We start from the raw sequence: 18996 nt of genomic DNA on the forward strand, positions 1-18996 counted from the left end.
TAACAATCATACTAACCAATAATAACGATTAGAAGTAATGGAAACAATCCTCCTCCAAGCACAAGCATCTCAGGGCGGTAGTGGATGGACATCGATCATCATGATGGCAGCCGTGATACTCATCTTCTGGCTCTTCATGATCCGTCCTCAGCAGAAGCGACAGAAGGAAATACAGCAGAAGCGAGAAGCTCTGACGACAGGCGACCGCATCGTCACCTCAGGAGGACTCTTTGGGGTCATCCGTGATATCAAGGAGAAGGAGTTCGTCGTCGAGATCGCCGATGGAGTACGAGTCCGAGTAGATAAGGGCTCTGTCTTCCCCGCTGCGGACGATCAAGGACAGAAGTAGAGCTTCCCCCGATACATATACTACAGAGAGGCTGTCGTCTCGGAGCCATGTACTCTGAGGGATAGCCTCTCTGTCTCCTACTAGACTCAGAGAGCACGCTGACTCTCTCCCCCAATCATCAGTAAGCTATGCAACTGGATCTCAAGAGCATCAAGAGGCGCAAGGGGCAAAAGACGGATAGCCTAGCCCCAGACCTAAAGAAAAAGAGGACAGGACAGGTCTTGACCTTCCTCTTCTTCGTCTTCCTCTCTGCTATCTTTTGGTTCATCCAGAGCCTCCAGATGCGCTTCCCCTACGTACTACATATCCCAGTCGTCTACGACTCTATTCCCCCAGAGATAGGCCTCCAGGGGCATCCGCCTGAGTTCATCGAGGTGAGCCTAGAGGATGAAGGTGCGAACATCCTAGAGTACTCAATCCAAGGGACGACGCCCATCCGACTGAAGCTCAAGCGACAGCAGGATGGTAACGAGGGCTTCACCCTCAGTAGCACGGTCCTCAGTCAGGAGGTGCGCAAGCGCCTCTCTACCTCGGCTCGCATCACAGCCATCACGCCTACCTCAGTAGATGTGGTGGCCTATCGTAGGGCTCGCAAGGTCGTCTCCATCACGCTAGGCCGTCTCCCCCTCGTCGCTCAGGGCTATTCTCTCGGCGAGGTAGAGCTGACCCCCTCAGAGGTGACGATCTTTGCCCCAGCCAAGGTGCTTGACACGATCCATACGATACGTACAGCCCCCTTCGAGGAGCAGCTCCTAGAGGCGACGACGACGACCAAGGTCAAGCTCGACCTCCCTGAGGGAGTGTATGCCTCGCTCAGTCGCGTACAAGCCCATCTCCCTGTAGAGCAGCTCACAGAGCAGACCTTCACCCTACCCGTATCCGTGGTGGGAGTACCAGAGGGCTATAGTCTCCTACCCCTGCCCAGCAGCGTCTCCCTGCAGATCACACTCCCCCGCTCGCGCTATACCGAGGTGCGAGCTGAGGACTTCGAGGTCACGGTATCCTATCCGCTGCAGGAGCAGACCAAGCAAAGAGAGACGCCGCGAGAGCTCGTCCTAGAGCTAACAAAGAAGCCCGACTGGCTACGGCACTATCGTCTCACCCCCGACCGAGTACAGTACGTGATCGAGGAGCACAAAGTCCCCAAGAGCTAAGTAACGACGTAGGCATATAATAGAGTAAATATGGTGGAGCCCAAGATCCTCACCCTAGGGATCACAGGGGGGATAGGCAGTGGCAAGAGCTACGTAGCCAGTCTCCTATCCGAGCGAGGGATACCTGTATACGATACCGATAGCCGTGCCAAAGCACTCTATGACGAGGATAGCACTCTACGGCAGGAGCTCATACAGCTCTTCGGCAGTCAGCTCTATGGGACGGCTGACGGGAGACTGGATCGCCAGGCCCTAGCTAAGATTATCTTTGGTGACCGAGAGGCTTTGGCGAAGGTGAATGCCTTGGTTCACCCTGCTGTGCGACGAGACTTCCTACACTGGCGGGAGGGGCTCCTCACCGAGGATATGCGCCTATGTGCCCTAGAGAGTGCCCTCCTCCTAGATGCTGGGCTAGAGGCCTACGCAGACTATAGTATCGCCGTGGTAGCCTCCGACACGCTTCGACTAGAGCGAGCGATGCAGCGCGATGGTGTCCCCCAGGAGGCCATACGCTCTCGGATGGCTCATCAGCTACCTCAGCAGGAGATGATACGACGCTGCGACTACACAATCTACAATGAGCCACCGCATGACCTAGAGGAGCAGATCGATGACATCCTCACCGAGATTGCGCGAGATTATATACATTTGCACCAAGATAAATCAGAATAGACAACGATCTAGTTATGTTGAAGACCATTCTCTCCGTCTCTGGCAAGCCAGGACTCTACCGCCTCCTATCACAGGGGAAGAATAACCTCATCGTCGAATCACTCCAGACAGGGCAGCGTATCCCCATCCATCCCAAGGATTGCGTCGTGTCCCTCGGAGATATATCGATGTTCACTGACGCTGAGGATATCGCCCTCTCAGAGGTCCTCACACGTGTCCACCAGAGACAGTCTGGGGCGCCGTTCACCGACGACCTACTCAAGGATGGTGATGCCCTACGGTCTGTCTTCGCAGAGATACTCCCCTCCTATGATCGAGACCGAGTCTATACATCCGACATCAAGAAGCTCTTCACCTGGTATAATATCCTTGTCTCTGCCGGTATCACGTCCTTTGGCGAAGCAGAGGAGGATACCAGAGACCACTAAACAAGTATTCACGAGGGTAGCTCCCACCATGGGAGCTACCCTCTCTCTGTCTAACACACATACATATTACGTCTAAGATTATGTTCAAAGGCATGAAGAAGTACCTCTCCGAGGAACTGAAAGCCATCGATGAAGCGGGGCTCTACAAGAGAGAACGTATCATCATCACCCCGCAGAGTGCAGACATCAAGATCAGCACAGGACAGGAGGTCATCAACTTCTGCGCCAACAACTACCTTGGCCTATCCGATCACCCTCGCCTCATACAGGCTGCCAAGGCTGCTATGGATAGCCATGGCTTCGGCATGAGCTCCGTGCGCTTCATTTGTGGCACTCAGGACATCCACAAGGAGCTGGAGCAGGCCATCGCTCGCTACTTCCACACCGAGGATACGATCCTCTATGCAGCTTGCTTCGATGCCAATGGCGGTATCTTCGAGCCTCTATTTGGCCCTGAGGATGCTATCATCAGCGATGCTCTGAACCACGCCTCCATCATCGATGGTGTGCGCCTATGCAAGGCTCAGCGCTACCGCTATGAGAATGCCAATATGGAAGACCTAGAGCGTGTACTCCAGGAGGCTCAGTCCGCACGCTTCCGTATCATCGTCACCGATGGGGTCTTCTCTATGGACGGTAACGTAGCTCCTATGGATAAGATCTGTGATCTTGCCGATAAGTATGATGCCCTCGTCATGGTAGACGAATGCCACTCCGCAGGTGTCGTCGGAGCTACGGGACGGGGTGTAGCTGAGCAGTTCAATTGCTATGGACGTATCGACCTCCATACGGGGACTCTGGGTAAGGCCTTCGGCGGTGCTATCGGAGGCTTCACCACTGGGCCTAAGGAGGTAATCGATATGCTACGTCAGCGCTCTCGTCCTTATCTCTTCAGCAACTCCATCCCACCAGCTGTAGTAGGTGCAGGGCTAGAGGTCTTCAAGATGCTCGAGGAGAGCGATGCCCTACATACCAAGCTCATGGAGAACGTCGTCTACTTCAGAGACAAGATGCTCGCAGCAGGCTTCGACATCAAGCCTACCCAGTCTGCCATCTGTGCCGTAATGCTCTACGACGCTAAGCTCTCTCAGGAGTATGCAGCACGTCTCCTAGATGAAGGAATATACGTCACAGGCTTCTACTACCCTGTCGTCCCGAAGGGGCAAGCACGTATACGGGTACAGCTCTCCGCTGCACACGAACGCCACCACCTCGACAAGGCTATTGAGGCCTTCATCAAGGTCGGGCGCGAGCTCGGCACCCTGAAGTAGCATCTCTATCCCTCTCACCCCATATCGGGCAAAAATAAGACAAGCCCCATAGGTTTCGGCCTATGGGGCTTGTCTCATTATACAACCACACTCCAATACTCCACGCCATACAACCGTGCTCCGCTCCCTCTGTCTAGTCTCCTACGATGGATATCCTCGCCTTCGCTAAGGACACCTACCCTCGTACTGTAGCTCCGTAGCACCCCAATGCGAGGCTATACGTACTCAATGGGATACTCTAGGGGGCTCCTCAAATGGGGGTCACTCAGGGGCGGTAAAGCTTGATCGTACGCTGCTCCCTAGATATATTGGGCGTGGAGAGGGTTACTACGAGGAGGAGAAGCCCTCGGCGTACCCCGAGGAGGCCCTCTAGGCTCGGCTCGGGGTGCTCCAGCAGTGAGATCAGGTTGGACGGATGACTCCCCTCATCCTGCTGCGCTACGAGCCGCCCCATCAGATCATAGATCCGCCATGTGATCTGCCGATCGGAGAGGGCTCGAAGCTCCTGTAGGAGCTCTGCAGGGGTCGTTGGGCTCTGCGTAGTAGAGGAGTTAGGATTGGAGGCCTTGGGGTCTCGTGTTGCGGGGCCTTTGCCCCAGAGCGAATTAGCTCGCCCTGGTGTTGCATAGTTCTGAGTGACACGTGCCGGTAGCCAGTTGGTAGCACCCTCGTCGTCATGTAGGGGATCGACACGCTCCCAGGCTATCCCAGCCTTGGACTTCATCCCACGGGGTAGACGTGCGGTATCGTAGCTACCAGCATCGATCGTCTGCCCCTTGGCATCGATTAGACCAGCCACACCGGCTCGATCAGGTAGGCGGGGAAGAGCGACCTCGAGTACCCCCTGAGCGGGGAGGTCATAGAGAGCCATCAGAGAGGAGGGATTACTCGTAAGGACGACGAACGTGTGCGGGAGGAGTGAGACGTCGGGAAGCGAGATGACCGAGACCGTCTCGGCATCCCGTCCTACGACGAGCCGGTAGGGAGAGAGAGCTAGGGGCTCGTCTGTAGGGTTATGTAGCTCTATGTACTCTGCTCCTTCCTTCTGGGGGTGAGGCATGATCTCAGAGAGGATCACATGATGCCCCGCACGGGTATCTATAGACGGTGTAGGCTTCGGATCAGGAGTGGCGGGGGGATCAGGGTTGGGCTGAGGCTCGGGGCGAGGTTGGGGTTGGGGTTTCGGAGGATCTTTTTCCCCCGTGAGGGCAGAGGAGATACGTAGCTGGCTGAGTTGCCAGGCCTCGTTATTCTTCTTTGAATATTGGCAGACCCAAGCAAGCGAGTTCTTAGGCTCGAATGTGGGCTGGAATTCCTTATTTGTCCCGACGAGTAGCCGTTGACCCTCCTTGGTGGGGAAAGCCACCTCAAGTCTCCAGCCCACCCCCTCATGATAATCCACCCGATAGTCTAGGCAGGAGACATGAGCCGAGGCATCCCCTTCCTCCTCAATGAGGGTCTTAGTCTCATGATAGCTAATCTGGGGTGAGCTCCCCTCTGCTCTGAGTCTCAAGGAGAGGGTGACGAGGGCAACACCATAGTGCATGCCACCGATGGAGAGTGCTACATAGTCGTAGGTATCTCCCTGCTGGGAGAGGCAGCATAATAGGACATAGCTACAGTTCGCCGAGGAGGGGGGTACCTGCCAACGTAGTCTCCCCTCAAAGCGAGGAGACCGAGGCAAGACCGTAGAGGTAGAGAGGACGCTCAGTCCACGAGACTTAGGGATAGGAGCGTGGAGCTGAATAGCTCCACCTTGGAGGCGAAAGTGGCTACGATCTAGTCGCCACGTCGGGGCCGGGGGCTCAATACCTTCACCTCCGAGATCGGGTTCCCAGATCTGAGCTCTGAGGGGGAGGCCTACAGATAGTAGGAGGCAGAGTAGATAGGTAGATAGACGCATGGTCTTGTGTGTGTGGTATGAGAGGGATATACGAGAGGGGGAAGAGCCCTCAGGAGGACAGGGAGTAGACTAGGGCTTACTAGAGCCTATGTGATACGGTGGAGGGAGGAGACTCTGGGTCTCGGGATAGGGATAGGTCTTTCACTTAGGAAACTGCTTATTCAATGATTGATAGAGCAAATCTACCAACGATCTACGACACGGCAAAATATCAGCGGAATATCCGCGAGAGGTCGTACGTTCTCCTCTGGGTCTAACAAGGGGGAGAGGTCACGGGTATAGCCCTATCCTCTCGCCTAGGAGAAGCTCAGTCCTTGAGTCTTTAGCAGGGGGAGAAGATATAGTCTGCGGACGAAACATTATACGGGCATTGAATTGTTTTAGTGTATATTTTAAGTTCATCTCATAATAAAGTATAGCGCACTATGAGTATCAATATTCCTCAGTCTTCGCTCCCCAGGGTAGTGATAGCAGGTGGAGGCTTCGGTGGGCTCAAGCTCGCACAGAGCCTAGATAGTGACCTCTTCCAAGTCGTACTCATTGACCATCATAACTATCATCAGTTCCCCCCGCTGATCTATCAAGTAGCCTCCTCGGGGCTAGAGCCGAGCTCCATCGCCTTCCCCTTCCGTTCAGCCTTCCGTAAGAAAAAGAACTTCCTCTTTCGCATGGCCGAGGTAGAGGGTGTAGACACTCTTCGTAGTGTCCTCATCACCTCTGTAGGTGAGGTACCCTATGACTATCTCGTACTAGCCTGTGGCGGGACGACCAACTTCTTCGGTAACGAGGAGGTCGCACGCCATAGCCTCCCGATGAAGACCCTCTATGAGGCCATCAACCTACGCAATATCCTCTTACAAAACATTGAGAAGGCCTTGGTCTCTGACGATGAGGCACGGCGTGACGCACTCCTCACGGTAGCGATCGTCGGGGGCGGCCCCTCAGGGGTAGAGATCGCAGGGGCACTCGCAGAGATGAAGCGGTACGTACTGCCCAAGGACTATCCTTATCTCGACTCTTCGCTCTTCCGCATACATCTCCTGGATGCCTCGCCACGACTCCTACAGGCGATGAGTGAGAAGAGCTCTGAGACAGCGGCTCGGGGACTCGCTGAGCTCGGAGTAGAGATCCATACAGGTACGATGGTCTCGGGCTATGATGGGAAGACCCTTACCCTAAGTGATGGGACAGAGATGCAGACTCGTACTGTCATCTGGGTCAGTGGTATCGTCGCCAACACGATCGAAGGGATCAGCGCAGAGACACTCGGTCGGGGCAGGCGTATCCTAGTAGATGAGCATAGCCAGGTGCTCGGGCTGACAAACATCTTTGCTATCGGGGACCAGAGTCTCATGACTGCAGATCCCAAGTATCCGAACGGACACCCACAGCTGGCTCAGGTAGCACTACAGCAGGCCAAGTTCCTAGCCCACAACCTCAAGGCTCGTCTACAGAACCAGCCCGAGTCCCCCTTCCGCTACCGAGACCTTGGCTCTATGGCTACGATCGGACGTAACCGTGCCGTGGCCGAGATAGGTAAGGCTAAGTGGGGAGGCTTCACAGCCTGGGTACTTTGGCTCGTAGTCCACCTTCGCTCGATCCTCTCTGTCCGTAATAAGGTCGTCGTCCTGCTGAACTGGATATGGAACTACGTCACCTACGACCGCTCGCTCCGCCTAATCCTCAAGCGTAATGTCCCTGTAGAGCCCTACCACCAGAGGCTACAGAGAGAGCTCAAGGAGCGCCCACATGACGAGGACTGCCCGCCACACAAGTAGAGAGTATCCCCCGTAACACCATACTCATCATGTATATAATAGACACTCTCATCCGCCGTGTGTCGGGACTATTCCTTATCCTCCTCGGCCTCCTCTGCTCCTGTAGCGGAGGAAAGAAAGAGCAGGAGACTCCCCCTGTACAAGTCCTACTCACGCAAGCCCAGAGCCTCTCACGCCTAGAGCTGGCCACAAGCGAACTACGTACGACCCTTGCCTTAGACCCAAGGCAAGACGGGTTTCTCGGCTGGAAGCGTCTCCTTGGGAGCAGAGAGACCAAGGTAGAGATTGTTAGCCAAGCCTCGGCCTACTGCGACCTTAGGCTGCTCACTGAGCAGATGATCCGACAGCGCAACGATAGCGTTATCGACCTTGTCCTCCCACCCATAGAAGTCACGAGGGAACTAGAGTCCATGCACCGTGCCGTGAGTAAGGAGGCAGACCCGATGCGTTCGCGCCTCACGGAGAACGAGATCGAGGAGCTCCTACAGCGACAGCGTACCAAGGTAAACAAGATCCTCGACGATGCTCTCCAACAGGTACGCCCTCAACTCCTGGCTGATGCCCGCGCTGCAGCAGAGAGCAAGCTCTCTGAGATGATGCAGCAGCTCGGGGTACGTATCCGAGTCACCCTCTCACCTAGCGATGAGGCCGAGAGTACCCGCAATCCCTCCTTCACCCCAACCTCCAAGACTAAGTGATGAAAGCACTCCGTACACTCCTGCTGATCCTCATTCTCATCCTCCTCTTGGTCGGGGTAGCACTCTACCTCTACCACTCCTACACCGCGGAGAAGGCCAAGGAGCCTCAGATCACCCCCGTAGAGCTACAAGCCAAGATCACCCAGCGGCTACGGCTCATCACCCAGGAGATTACCTACCGTCAGTCCGTCAAGGCCTATTCGGGCTCCTATATGGCCGAGGGCGTAGCTGACCTAGTAGCCTACGTCAAGTTCGACCTAGAGCGACTCCACATCCAGCAGGGGCAGGGCGATACACTCTATGTCTCCCTCCCGATGCCTCAGGTGGAGCTAGGGCGTAGGCCTAATGGCACGCACTCGATCAAGTACTACTATATGGCTAAGTCCATCTTCGGTATCCATCCCGAGCCCACCTCTGACCGGACGGCTACCCAAGAACTAGAGACCAAGATCCTCTCTCAGGCACATGCTGATATTGACGGTGATCCACGCTTCCTACCCCAGGCGAAACTAGAGGCTCGGGGGCAGCTCCAGCAGCTCATCGCAGCACTCTTACCGGGACGCCCAATCATCGTGGTTGAGGAGGTCCTGATCCCGGGGGAGGCAACCCTACCTAAGCCATCTACCGCCTTCCCCACCCACACATCTGCCCCCATCACCACTCCATAATGATTAGCGCCAATAACGTCTCAGTATACTTCGGGGCTAAGCCCCTCTTCGAGGATATATCCTTCGTCATCTCTGCCAAGGAGCGTATAGCCCTAGTGGGGAAGAATGGAGCAGGGAAGTCTACCCTTCTGAAGCTCCTAGCTGGGATAGACGAGCCTACAGAGGGCTCTATCTCTCGTCCTAAGGACATACGCATAGGTTACCTACCGCAGGTCATGCAGATGAGTGATGAGCGGACAGTCCTCGCTGAATGTCAGCAGGTCTTCAACCACATCACAGAGCTGGAGCAGGAGGTGGAGCGTCTAGCCCAAGAGATGGCAACACGTACCGACTACGAAAGTGACGAATATATGGAGCTCATCGAGCGACATGCTCAGCGCTCCGACCTCCTGCTGATGCAGTCTAGTGGTAGCATACAGGCGGACATCGAGCGTACACTACTCGGACTGGGCTTTGAGCGTACAGACTTTGAGCGTCCCACTAGTGAGTTCTCGGGGGGATGGCGTATGCGTATTGAGCTAGCCAAGATACTGCTGCAGCGTCCTGATGTCCTCCTCTTGGACGAGCCGACAAACCACTTGGACATCGAGTCAATCCGTTGGCTTGAGCGATTCATCGCCTCTGGTTCATCCGCCCTTGTACTCATCTCGCACGACCGAGCCTTCATTGACGCTACGACCAATAGGACTCTGGAGATAGAGCTAGGTAGGCTCTACGACTACAAGACGAACTACAGCCATTACCTCACCCTCAGAGAGGAGCGACTAGAGCAGCAGAGGCGTGCCTACGAGAACCAGCAGAAGGAGCTACAAGCTACCGAGGACTTCATCGAGCGCTTCCGCTACAAGGCCACCAAGGCCGTGCAGGTACAGAGCCGACTGAAGCAGCTGGCCAAGGTAGAGCGTATCCAGATCGAGGACATTGACCGCAAGGCGATGCACTTCTCTTTCCTCCCAGCGATTACCTCGGGAGCTTACCCCGTGATCATCGAGGGGCTCACCAAGAGCTATGGGGCACATACCGTCTTCTCAGACGCGAATATGACCATTGAGCGGGGTGAGAAAGTAGCCTTCGTAGGGAAGAACGGATCGGGTAAGTCCACCCTCATCAAGTGTATCATGGGAGAGATCTCGGACTATACGGGCACTCTACGCTTAGGGCACAATGTAGAGGTGGGCTACTTCGCCCAAACTCAGAGCCAAGAGCTCAATGGTGATTACACCGTCTACGAGACGATCGATAGAGAGGCTCAGGGTGAGATCAGGACTAGGATCAACGACCTACTGGGAGCCTTTATGTTCGGTGGAGAGGAGTCTGAGAAGAAGGTATCCGTACTAAGCGGAGGGGAGCGGGGACGAGTAGCCCTCATCAAGCTCCTACTACGCCCTGCCAACCTACTCATCCTAGACGAACCCACGAACCACCTAGATATCCGCTCCAAGGAAGTCCTCAAGGAGGCTATCCTCCGCTTCTCTGGTACGGTGATTATTGTCTCGCACGACCGAGTGTTCCTTGATGGTCTAGTATCCCGTGTCTACGAGTTCCGCTCAGGCAAGGTCACGGAGCATATAGGCGGGATCTACGACTGGCTAGAGAAGCGCGATCGAGAGGACAATACCACCCCAAGCACTCCCCGTGCAGGAGCATCATCTAGTGAGGTCAAGCCCACCAGTAGCACGACTGGGGCAGAAGACTACCAGCGACAGAAGGAGGCGGCCAAGGAGCGCAGAGCCCTAGAGCGAGAGCTACGCTCTACTGAGGATCGAAGTGAGGTGATTGATACCGAGCTACAGGAGCTAGAGGCTAAGCTCGTCCTACCAGAGCATGCCACAGACCAGGCTCTCTTTGACCGCTATCGTCAGCTCAAGGAAGAGCAAGAGACTGTCCTCTCCCGATGGGAGGAGCTCAGCCTACAGCTCGAGCAGTAAGGGCAATATCCCCTCACTATACTCGAGGTCATAGAAAAGTAAAGGAGCCTGTATCCCACGGGGGTACAGGCTCCTCTTTTTGTCTAGGGTAACCCTTAGTCGAGAGGATGAACCATATCCTCTGGACGTACCCACTTGTCGAAGTCTTCCTCGCTGACGTAGCCTAGACGAAGAGCTTCTTCCTTGAGCGTTGTGCCGTTGCGGTGAGCAGCATTGGCGATCTCAGCGGCCTTGTAGTAGCCGATATGGGTATTGAGTGCCGTGACGAGCATGAGGGAGTTATTGAGTAGCTCCTTGATGCGGGGGTGGTTAGGCTCTACACCTGATACGCAGTGGATATCGAAGGAGACTGCGGCATCACCTAGGAGCTGTGCACTCTCTAGGAAGTTGGCAGCCATGACAGGCTTGAAGACGTTGAGCTCGAAGTGTCCCTGCATTCCAGCCACAGAGATCGTCGTATCGTTCCCTGCGACCTGAGCACAGACCATCGTCATAGCCTCGCACTGTGTGGGGTTCACCTTGCCGGGCATGATGGAGGAGCCGGGCTCGTTGGCGGGGATGATGATCTCACCGATACCGCTACGAGGGCCAGAGGCGAGGAGGCGGATATCGTTTGCGATCTTATTCAGGGCTACTGCTACCTGCTTCAGGGCGCCATGGCTCTCTACGATGGCATCGTGGGCTGCGAGTGCCTCGAACTTGTTCTTAGCCGTGACGAAGGGTAGGCCTGTGAACTCTGCGATATGACGTGCGACCACGACATCATAGCCCTTAGGGGTATTGAGACCCGTACCGACCGCTGTACCGCCGAGGGCTAGCTCTGCTAGGTGTGGGAGGGTGTTCTCAATGGCCTTGATGCCATGCTCGAGCTGAGCAGCATAGCCACTGAACTCCTGACCTAGGGTGAGGGGTGTAGCATCCATGAGGTGCGTACGACCGATCTTCACGACGTCTGCCATTTCCTTGGCCTTGCGGTCAAGTGCCTGATGTAGCTGGCGAAGCCCTGGGAGGGTTACCTCCACGACCTTCTTGTAGCAGGCGATATGCATCCCCGTGGGGAAAGTATCATTGGAGGACTGAGACTTATTGACATCATCGTTAGGGAGTAGGGTCTTTTCTCCTTCCCCGATCACCTTCCCTGCTAGCTGGTGTGCACGGTTGGCGATGACCTCGTTCACGTTCATGTTGCTCTGCGTCCCCGAGCCCGTCTGCCAGATAACGAGTGGGAACTGGTCATCCAGCTTCCCTGCGAGGATCTCATCACAGACAGCAGCGATGAGGTCACGCTTCTCTACGGGGAGTACCCCGAGCTCGTGGTTAGCATAGGCTGCCCCCTTCTTGAGGTAAGCAAAGCCACGGATTACGTCCAGAGGCATAGAGGCTGGCCGACCGATCTTGAAGTTGTTACGAGAGCGTTCTGTCTGTGCTCCCCAAAGCTTGTCAGCGGGTACCTTGACTTCGCCAAGGGTGTCCTTTTCGATTCTGTAGTCCATATATTATATGTCTTAAGTTGTACAGCATGCACACTTAGTGTACCGCAAATGTACCAAGACTAAACGAATTACCGGCTATCCACCCTATCTTCACCTCCCATTCTACCTATACTTTTGTTGTGTTGGTCTACCTGGGCTCCATAGCTTTAGGTAGACCGAAGAACTGACTCCCTTCGTCCCTTCTTGTCCTAGATGAGGCACTTGACCAAGCACCTAGCCCCCTCCTATTCATCACCATAGATAGGGAAGAGGCAGGCGAAAAATACCCAAATATGATGATTGTACGACCTAGCATTTCCTTGTTCCTTTGCATTCGGTAGGGAGAGGACTATACATTAGGCCCTTACGGCATGGTGATAAGCTCCCTCCGCAATAGATGTATTCATTCATCCACTAAATAACAACTGAGTATGCTACTGCGCAAAGCATCATTCTCTGCCCTACTCCTAGGGCTACTTACCCTAGCTTCCCTTCCCTCATGCAAAGGTGAAAAGACCAATGACCTCCCCGACACGCACCACCTCACAGACACGAGCTGGACGGAAGAAACGGGGCAGTACACGCTACACTTCAACTCTTCCAAGGAAGTGAAGATCAAGATCACCCCCAAGGGCTATAATCGCAAACTAGAGTATCTGCTCGACTGTGAGGTCAAGGGGGATTCTCTCTTTATCAAGGACTATGCTATCAACACGCCCTTCGGCGATATGAGTATCATAAAGGACTTCAAGGGTGCCTTCTCTGGCTCTGAGCTCACTGCCGACTTTGAGTCCTCCACGATGCAGCCACAGGACGGCAGCCCTATGCCAATAATTGTCCCCCTCTCCTTCAAGGCCGCTGTCTTCAAGAAGAAGTAAGCCCACCTCCCCACTCGACCTCTAAGAGCGGGTTGTGGAATAGTCCATCCCAGGATCATACACTTCGGACATCCCGACAGACCCACTCTAGGAGACGCTCTCCACCCTCACAGAGGACACGGTATGCTCGCCCCCGTCACCTTACGTAGGTGACGGGGGCGAACGTTATGTATCCTATCCTCCTCTTCTCGGTATATCCTCTCCTATCCCTCTCGGCACGTCCGACGCAGAGAGCGCTACGAGGGCGGATTTTCAACCAGCATCCCTCCCTACTTCCCTCCCCCTACAGCCCTTCGCCTAGGACGTGTCCCTATCTAGGGTCAAGACGTAATCTATCCTAGTATGCCCCACTCTTTTGGGGGTATTATTTCATGTCAAGGGTTTCCTAGCCATGTCTCGGGAGCGCTTAGATTTAGTCTCGAGAACCAGGTACACCAGAGCCCTACCGAGGACATACTTAGAGCGAGGTGGTGTACACGTGGGTATACAGTTGTGTACACATGAGTACACTATAGTGTACACACGTGTACACCTTTCCCTCCCTAGTAGTACATATATATCTGGTACGTACATACCTAGGGTACAGATGCTCCGATCTTCGATGTATGCTCCTTGAGCACTTTGCCTTCGACCTCTAATGATTTCGGGCCTCTGCTCAGGCAATATCTTCCTCGGGAGTCCCTTTGTGAGGACAAAGCCGTATCTTTGTCCGAACGTAACGGCATTAACGCAATACGACAAGATAGACAATGACGACTATTGAGGAGAAGCAGCTCGCCCTAGATAAGCGGTATCTCCGTATGGCTCGTATCTGGGCTGAGAACTCCTATTGCGAGCGAAGAAAGGTCGGTGCCCTCATCGTCAAGGATAAGAGCATCATCTCCGATGGATACAATGGTACCCCCGTAGGCTTCGAGAACATCTGCGAGGACGAGGAGGGGCAGACCAAGCTCTATGTCCTACACGCTGAGGCAAACGCGATCACCAAGCTGGCCAGCAGTACTAACGACAGTTCTGGAGCTACCGTCTATGTCACGGATGCCCCCTGCATCGAGTGTGCCAAGCTCATTATCCAGAGCCACATCGTGCGTGTCGTCTACAGCATTGAATACCGACTACAGGATGGCATTGACCTCCTGAAGCGAGCCGGGATCACCGTAGACCATATTCCCCTAGAGAGCCTCTGAGGAGAGCTCACACCCCATCACTTTATTAGGCTGAATCTATGCAACCAGACTCTACTCACTCCACGAGCCCTGTGCCAGAGGCACCCCAGCATCCTCGACGCGGACGACTCCTACGCACCCTAGCCTATATCGCTATCGTCTGCATCATCTTCCTCTTCGGTGTCTTCACCTCGGTCTTCCTAGGGATAGGAGGTAGGCGAGGGTACTCCGGCAAGTTGGGACAGATCTTTGGCCTCATTGAGCGCTTCTACGTCGATTCTGTAAACCTCGATAGTATTGAGGAGCAGTCCATCCCCTTCATCCTCTCTCAGCTCGATCCCCATTCGGTCTACCTCAGTGCCGAGCTCAATCGTCAGGAGACGGAGGGACTCGAGGGATCCTTCGCTGGGATCGGCATCCAGTTCAATACACTCCTTGATACGGTCGTCGTGGTACGAGTCATCGAGGGCGGACCTAGTGAGCGAGCTGGCCTCCAGCCTGGAGACAGGATACTAAGGGCTGATGCCAGTACACTGACCCGAGACTCGATCTCCTCGGATGAGGTCATGAAGGTACTCAAGGGGCCAGAGGATACGGTCGTGCACCTACTAGTCAAGCGGGGAGAGAAGGTCTTCGACTGCTCAGTCGTACGAGGCTTAGTGCCCGTGACCACGATCGACGCAGCATATATGATCCGTCCACGAGTCCTCTATGTACGCCTCAATAAGTGGGGGGCACAGACTCCATTAGAGTTCCAGCAAGCCTACGCAGAGCATGCTGCACAAGGAGTCGATCGGATCCTCATCGATCTGAGAGACAATGGTGGGGGCTACCTACAGGCTGCGACTGCGCTGGCCAGTGAGTTCCTGAACCAGGGTGATCTGATGCTCTACAACCAAGGGGCACACTATCCCCGAGAGGACTTCAAGACCGCCCGAGATGGACGCCTCAAGAATATCCCCATCTCTGTCCTCGTCAATGAGAATAGCGCCAGCTCCAGCGAGATCTTTGCCGGAGCGATGCAAGACCTAGATCGTGCCCAGATCATAGGTAGGCGCACCTTCGGTAAGGGGCTCGTACAGGTCCCCTTCACCCTCGGGGATAGCTCCGTCGTACGCCTAACTGTAGCCCGCTACTATACTCCCTCGGGCAGGAGCATACAGAAGAGCTACGCTCGGGGACTCGAGGCCTATGTAGATGATATCGAGGAGCGATACATCCACGGGGAGCTCTTCTCGGCCGACAGCATCGCCAATCCTGATACGACCAAGTACTACACCCGTATGGGACGTGTCGTCTACGGTGGTGGCGGGATCACCCCCGACATCTTTGTGCCACGAGATAGTACAGGGATCAATACCTACTATCTACGTCTGCTCCGCTCAGGGACACTCTCCCAGTTTGCCTTCACCTATGCTGATGCGAACCGCTCCCGTCTAGCAGCATATCCCTCGGCAAAGGAGCTCTCAGACTACCTATGGAGCATAGGGGATCAGATCGTCTATAGCTATGCCTCCTTCGCCCAGCTGCACGGTGTAGCTCAGCGTCCAGGGCTTCTACAGGAGTCGTTCCTCAACCTCAAGCGAGACCTCGTTGCCCTCATCGCCGATATGATCGGAGGAGATAAGGATCTCTACTATCGTATCCGCAACGAGCACGACCCCGAGGTACTACGTGCCCTCGAATGCCTCACCTCCGCAGCATGGAAGCCAACGAAGCGATAGACACCAAGCAGAGCCTCCGTCGCAGGCTACGAGCCCTAGGGCGAGAGCGTATCACCGAGACCGACCGAGTACAGTGGAGTCGCTCCATCGTAGAGCAACTTCGCCAGGATCCGCTCTGGTGCGAGGCGAAGCATGTAGGGCTCTACTCTGCCCTCCCTGATGAGCCCGATCTTCGGGTGCTCATCGATGAGTCAGTGGGGACGAAGTCCATCTACCTTCCCCGAGTACTAGGGGAGGTAGAGATGGCTTTCTATCCCTTCGTCTCCTGGGACTCGTTAGAGCGGTCGAAGAGCTTCGGCCTCTACGAGCCCACCCTAGAGCAGGGAGCTGTAGCCCCCGAGGAACTAGACCTACTGATCATCCCAGCACTAGCCTTTGACCGTGAGGGCTTTCGTCTAGGTAGAGGGAAGGGCTACTACGATCGCTACTTAGCTCGGACAAGAGCCGGGCGCCTAGGCGTAAGCTTTGGCTTACTACGCCCCGACCACCTCCCTACCGACCCCTGGGATCTACCCATGGATCACGTATATTACCCGCTCCACTAGGCAATGTATCGACCCGATCATCTTACGCTCAATCTCTCTGGTCAGCTCCTCTCCCTAGAGCGAGCTGTCGTCATGGGGATCATCAACGTCACCCCAGACTCCTTCTACTCTACGAGCCGTATCGCAGGGGAGCAGGAGCTGAGGACTCGTATCGATACCCTCCTGAGAGAGGGGGCTTCGATAGCTGACCTCGGAGCATACAGCTCCCGCCCTGGAGCCGAGGAAGTCAGTGCGCAAGAAGAGATGAGGCGTCTAGCTCCAGCCCTACGGATACTCCGTGATGAGTATCCAGCACTCCCCGTATCCGTAGATACCTTCAGGGCAGACGTCGCACGATGGGCTGTGCAGGAGTACGGGGTAGCGATGATCAATGATATATCGGGAGGGGCTCTTGACCCCCAGATGTACCCAACGATAGCAGAACTACAAGTGCCCTATATCCTCATGCATATGAGGGGGACACCGCAGACCATGGGCGAGCAGACAGACTATCAGGATCTCATCCTTGACCTCATCGACTACTTCATCCAGAGGGTAGGACAGCTCACTGAGCTAGGAGTACACGATATAGTCCTAGATCCAGGCTTCGGCTTCAGCAAGACCCTAGAACAGAACTATGAGCTGCTGGCACGGATGTCTGACCTAGGGACTGTACTCCCACAACCACTCCTCGTGGGCATCTCTCGCAAGAGTATGATCTATAGACTACTCGGCCAGACCCCAGAGGAGGCTCTCAACGGCACCTCTATCCTACATGGCTTCGCTCTGGAGCGGGGAGCTAAGATCCTACGAGTCCATGATGTCGCTCCAGCGGTCGAGGCCATACGTCTCTATGAGGCTATGCATCCCTATGAGCGAAGGGACGAGGCTCTCTACTACACTCAGACCAACACGGGCGATCACTAACTCATCGACAACGAAACGGCGAAACACATGCTTTGGTGGCTTCAGATCTCGATCAAGGATATCATCGACATACTCCTACTGGCAGTATGTCTCTACTATACATACATTACCCTCCGATACTCGGGTAGTCGCTCCCTCTTCATGGGGATCGTAACCTTCATCATCCTCTGGCTGGTGATCTCTCAGGTGCTACAGATGCGCCTGATGGGTGCACTCCTCGACAAGTTCGTGAACATCGGCTTTCTACTCCTAGTCATCATCTTTCAGGATGAGGTACGTAAGGTCCTTGTCACGATCGGCTCGGCACAACGCTGGCGCAAGATAAGGAACTTCTTCAGAGACAGCCGGGAGCAACAGAGCCGTGTGGAGGCCGCCTATATCGCTCCAGTCGTCCTCGCATGTATGAATATGGCTCGTAAGAAGACAGGGGCACTCATCGCCATACAAGGTAATATGGATCTCACCCCCTATCAGCATGCAGGTGAGCGCTTCCTAGCCTCCGTGAATGCCCGCCTCATTGAGACGATCTTCTTCAAGAATAGTCCCCTACATGATGGTGCCATGATCATCGCAGGAGAGAAGATCTGTGCCGCAGGATGTATCCTACCCGTAGCGAGCAACCCCGACCTCAATAAAGACCTTGGTCTCCGCCATCGCTCCGCACTAGGGCTCTCCCAGAAGACAGATGCCAAGGTGATCATCGTGAGCGAGGAGCGAGGATCTATATCCTTGGCGTACCGAGGTGAGATCATCGTAGAAATCACGGCCGACGAGCTCCGAGAGCTCCTCTCGGCCGACTAAGCTACCATCTCTCATCCAATAAACACTCTCCACGAAGCGCATCAGAGCTAGGCGTATTCTCATACTACACCCTACCCTACCAGCAGACGCATATGCTACAGAGACACAACCATAGGCTCATCCTAGGTCTACTCCTATTGTTTCCTCTCGGAGCTACGGTAGGCATAGCTCAGGATAAGGGGTACTCGCCCCTCGGCTTCCGCAAGATCATTCAGGGAGATAGCGTCTGTGCTCTACCCTCCTTTAGTAGCCGTGTAGCCAATACACGCCTCTCCGTCCGCTACTTCGCTGCCCCAGACCATGGGACGATAACCCTAACCAATGGGGGAAGTTACCTCATCTCCAACGGTACTGTCATCGGAGGGGTGTACTACAAGGCTAATGGAGGCAACAGCGTCCTCAAGCAGGACGAAGCCATCACCTCCGGGGCGACAATATGGCTCTCAAGTGACCTACTACGGATGCCAGAGCCCGTTACCCAGCTGGACATCATGGACATCACAGGGCGCAAAGTCCTCTCTGCTCGTAACAGTCGGGAGGTTAAGCTCACACTCTCCCCCGGAGTCTACCTCATCAGAGCTATCTTCCCCAGGCAGACGATCGTCTGCCGACTCACGATCCGATAGAGTCATCCCACCCTCAACCCTCGGATAGA

Annotated in this window: 18 protein-coding genes; 16 read left to right on the forward strand and 2 right to left on the reverse strand. The window is 55.0% G+C overall.

The annotated features are described in order from the left end of the window. Positions 1-37: 37 nt before the first annotated feature. The 5 genes from yajC to kbl all read left to right on the forward strand — a co-directional run bounded on the left by yajC (position 38) and on the right by kbl (position 3874). Entirely contained in the window at positions 38-349 is a 312-nt protein-coding gene (gene yajC, locus QZ170_RS00755) for a preprotein translocase subunit YajC (protein ID WP_297175905.1), read from the forward strand. Between the two features lie 128 nt (positions 350-477). Further along, positions 478-1503 carry a CdaR family protein gene (locus QZ170_RS00760; protein ID WP_297175906.1) on the forward strand — a complete coding sequence of 342 codons (1026 nt, stop codon included), beginning with the start codon at positions 478-480 and terminating at the stop codon, positions 1501-1503. A 30-nt stretch (positions 1504-1533) separates the two neighbouring features. After that, positions 1534-2175: a dephospho-CoA kinase gene (gene coaE, locus QZ170_RS00765; RefSeq protein ID WP_297175907.1), complete on the forward strand. Its 642-nt coding sequence runs from the start codon at positions 1534-1536 to the stop codon at positions 2173-2175. Positions 2176-2189: 14 nt separating this feature from the next. After that, entirely contained in the window at positions 2190-2603 is a 414-nt protein-coding gene (locus QZ170_RS00770; RefSeq protein WP_297175908.1) for a DUF5606 domain-containing protein, read from the forward strand. A gap of 80 nt (positions 2604-2683) precedes the next feature. Then, positions 2684-3874: a glycine C-acetyltransferase gene (gene kbl, locus QZ170_RS00775; RefSeq protein ID WP_297175909.1), complete on the forward strand. Its 1191-nt coding sequence runs from the start codon at positions 2684-2686 to the stop codon at positions 3872-3874. 265 nt (positions 3875-4139) lie between these two features. On the opposite strand, the gene QZ170_RS00780 is transcribed toward kbl, so the two are convergent. Further along, positions 4140-5777 (reverse strand): lamin tail domain-containing protein, encoded by a 1638-nt coding sequence (locus QZ170_RS00780; RefSeq protein WP_297175910.1) that lies wholly within the window; start codon positions 5775-5777, stop codon positions 4140-4142. 425 nt (positions 5778-6202) lie between these two features. Here QZ170_RS00780 and QZ170_RS00785 point away from each other — a divergent pair, with 425 nt between their 5' ends. The 4 genes from QZ170_RS00785 to QZ170_RS00800 are packed head-to-tail and all read left to right on the forward strand — an operon-like array spanning position 6203 to position 10849. Beyond that, positions 6203-7555 (forward strand): NAD(P)/FAD-dependent oxidoreductase, encoded by a 1353-nt coding sequence (locus QZ170_RS00785; RefSeq protein WP_297175911.1) that lies wholly within the window; start codon positions 6203-6205, stop codon positions 7553-7555. A 29-nt stretch (positions 7556-7584) separates the two neighbouring features. Next, a complete protein-coding gene (locus QZ170_RS00790) occupies positions 7585-8253 on the forward strand; it encodes a DUF4230 domain-containing protein (RefSeq protein WP_297175912.1) in 669 nt (222 codons plus the stop codon). Continuing rightward, positions 8253-8921 (forward strand): hypothetical protein, encoded by a 669-nt coding sequence (locus QZ170_RS00795; protein WP_297175913.1) that lies wholly within the window; start codon positions 8253-8255, stop codon positions 8919-8921. The genes QZ170_RS00790 and QZ170_RS00795 overlap by 1 nt, the downstream gene beginning before the upstream one ends. Continuing rightward, positions 8921-10849, forward strand: a complete 1929-nt coding sequence (locus tag QZ170_RS00800; RefSeq protein WP_297175914.1) for an ABC-F family ATP-binding cassette domain-containing protein — start codon at positions 8921-8923, stop codon at positions 10847-10849. Before QZ170_RS00795 ends, QZ170_RS00800 begins: the two co-directional genes overlap by 1 nt. A gap of 95 nt (positions 10850-10944) precedes the next feature. Here QZ170_RS00800 and fumC read toward each other — a convergent pair whose 3' ends face one another. Further along, positions 10945-12342, reverse strand: coding sequence for a class II fumarate hydratase (gene fumC / locus QZ170_RS00805; protein WP_297175915.1), 1398 nt, complete (start codon positions 12340-12342; stop codon positions 10945-10947). A 410-nt stretch (positions 12343-12752) separates the two neighbouring features. Between fumC and QZ170_RS00810 the strand changes: the two genes are divergently transcribed. The 7 genes from QZ170_RS00810 to QZ170_RS00840 all read left to right on the forward strand — a co-directional run bounded on the left by QZ170_RS00810 (position 12753) and on the right by QZ170_RS00840 (position 18967). After that, positions 12753-13199: a hypothetical protein gene (locus tag QZ170_RS00810; RefSeq protein ID WP_297175916.1), complete on the forward strand. Its 447-nt coding sequence runs from the start codon at positions 12753-12755 to the stop codon at positions 13197-13199. A gap of 749 nt (positions 13200-13948) precedes the next feature. After that, a complete protein-coding gene (locus QZ170_RS00815) occupies positions 13949-14386 on the forward strand; it encodes a dCMP deaminase family protein (RefSeq protein WP_297175917.1) in 438 nt (145 codons plus the stop codon). Between the two features lie 38 nt (positions 14387-14424). Further along, positions 14425-16089, forward strand: a complete 1665-nt coding sequence (locus QZ170_RS00820; RefSeq protein ID WP_297175918.1) for a S41 family peptidase — start codon at positions 14425-14427, stop codon at positions 16087-16089. Further along, positions 16068-16634: a 5-formyltetrahydrofolate cyclo-ligase gene (locus tag QZ170_RS00825; protein WP_297175919.1), complete on the forward strand. Its 567-nt coding sequence runs from the start codon at positions 16068-16070 to the stop codon at positions 16632-16634. Before QZ170_RS00820 ends, QZ170_RS00825 begins: the two co-directional genes overlap by 22 nt. A 3-nt stretch (positions 16635-16637) precedes the next feature. Continuing rightward, positions 16638-17540 (forward strand): dihydropteroate synthase, encoded by a 903-nt coding sequence (gene folP, locus QZ170_RS00830; protein ID WP_297175920.1) that lies wholly within the window; start codon positions 16638-16640, stop codon positions 17538-17540. Between the two features lie 27 nt (positions 17541-17567). Further along, positions 17568-18341 (forward strand): diadenylate cyclase CdaA, encoded by a 774-nt coding sequence (gene cdaA / locus QZ170_RS00835; RefSeq protein ID WP_297175921.1) that lies wholly within the window; start codon positions 17568-17570, stop codon positions 18339-18341. Between the two features lie 92 nt (positions 18342-18433). Next, positions 18434-18967: a hypothetical protein gene (locus tag QZ170_RS00840; protein WP_297175922.1), complete on the forward strand. Its 534-nt coding sequence runs from the start codon at positions 18434-18436 to the stop codon at positions 18965-18967. Positions 18968-18996: the final 29 nt, after the last annotated feature.

The organism is uncultured Porphyromonas sp. (assembly GCF_905372525.1).
In the GTDB taxonomy this organism is placed as follows: domain Bacteria; phylum Bacteroidota; class Bacteroidia; order Bacteroidales; family Porphyromonadaceae; genus Porphyromonas.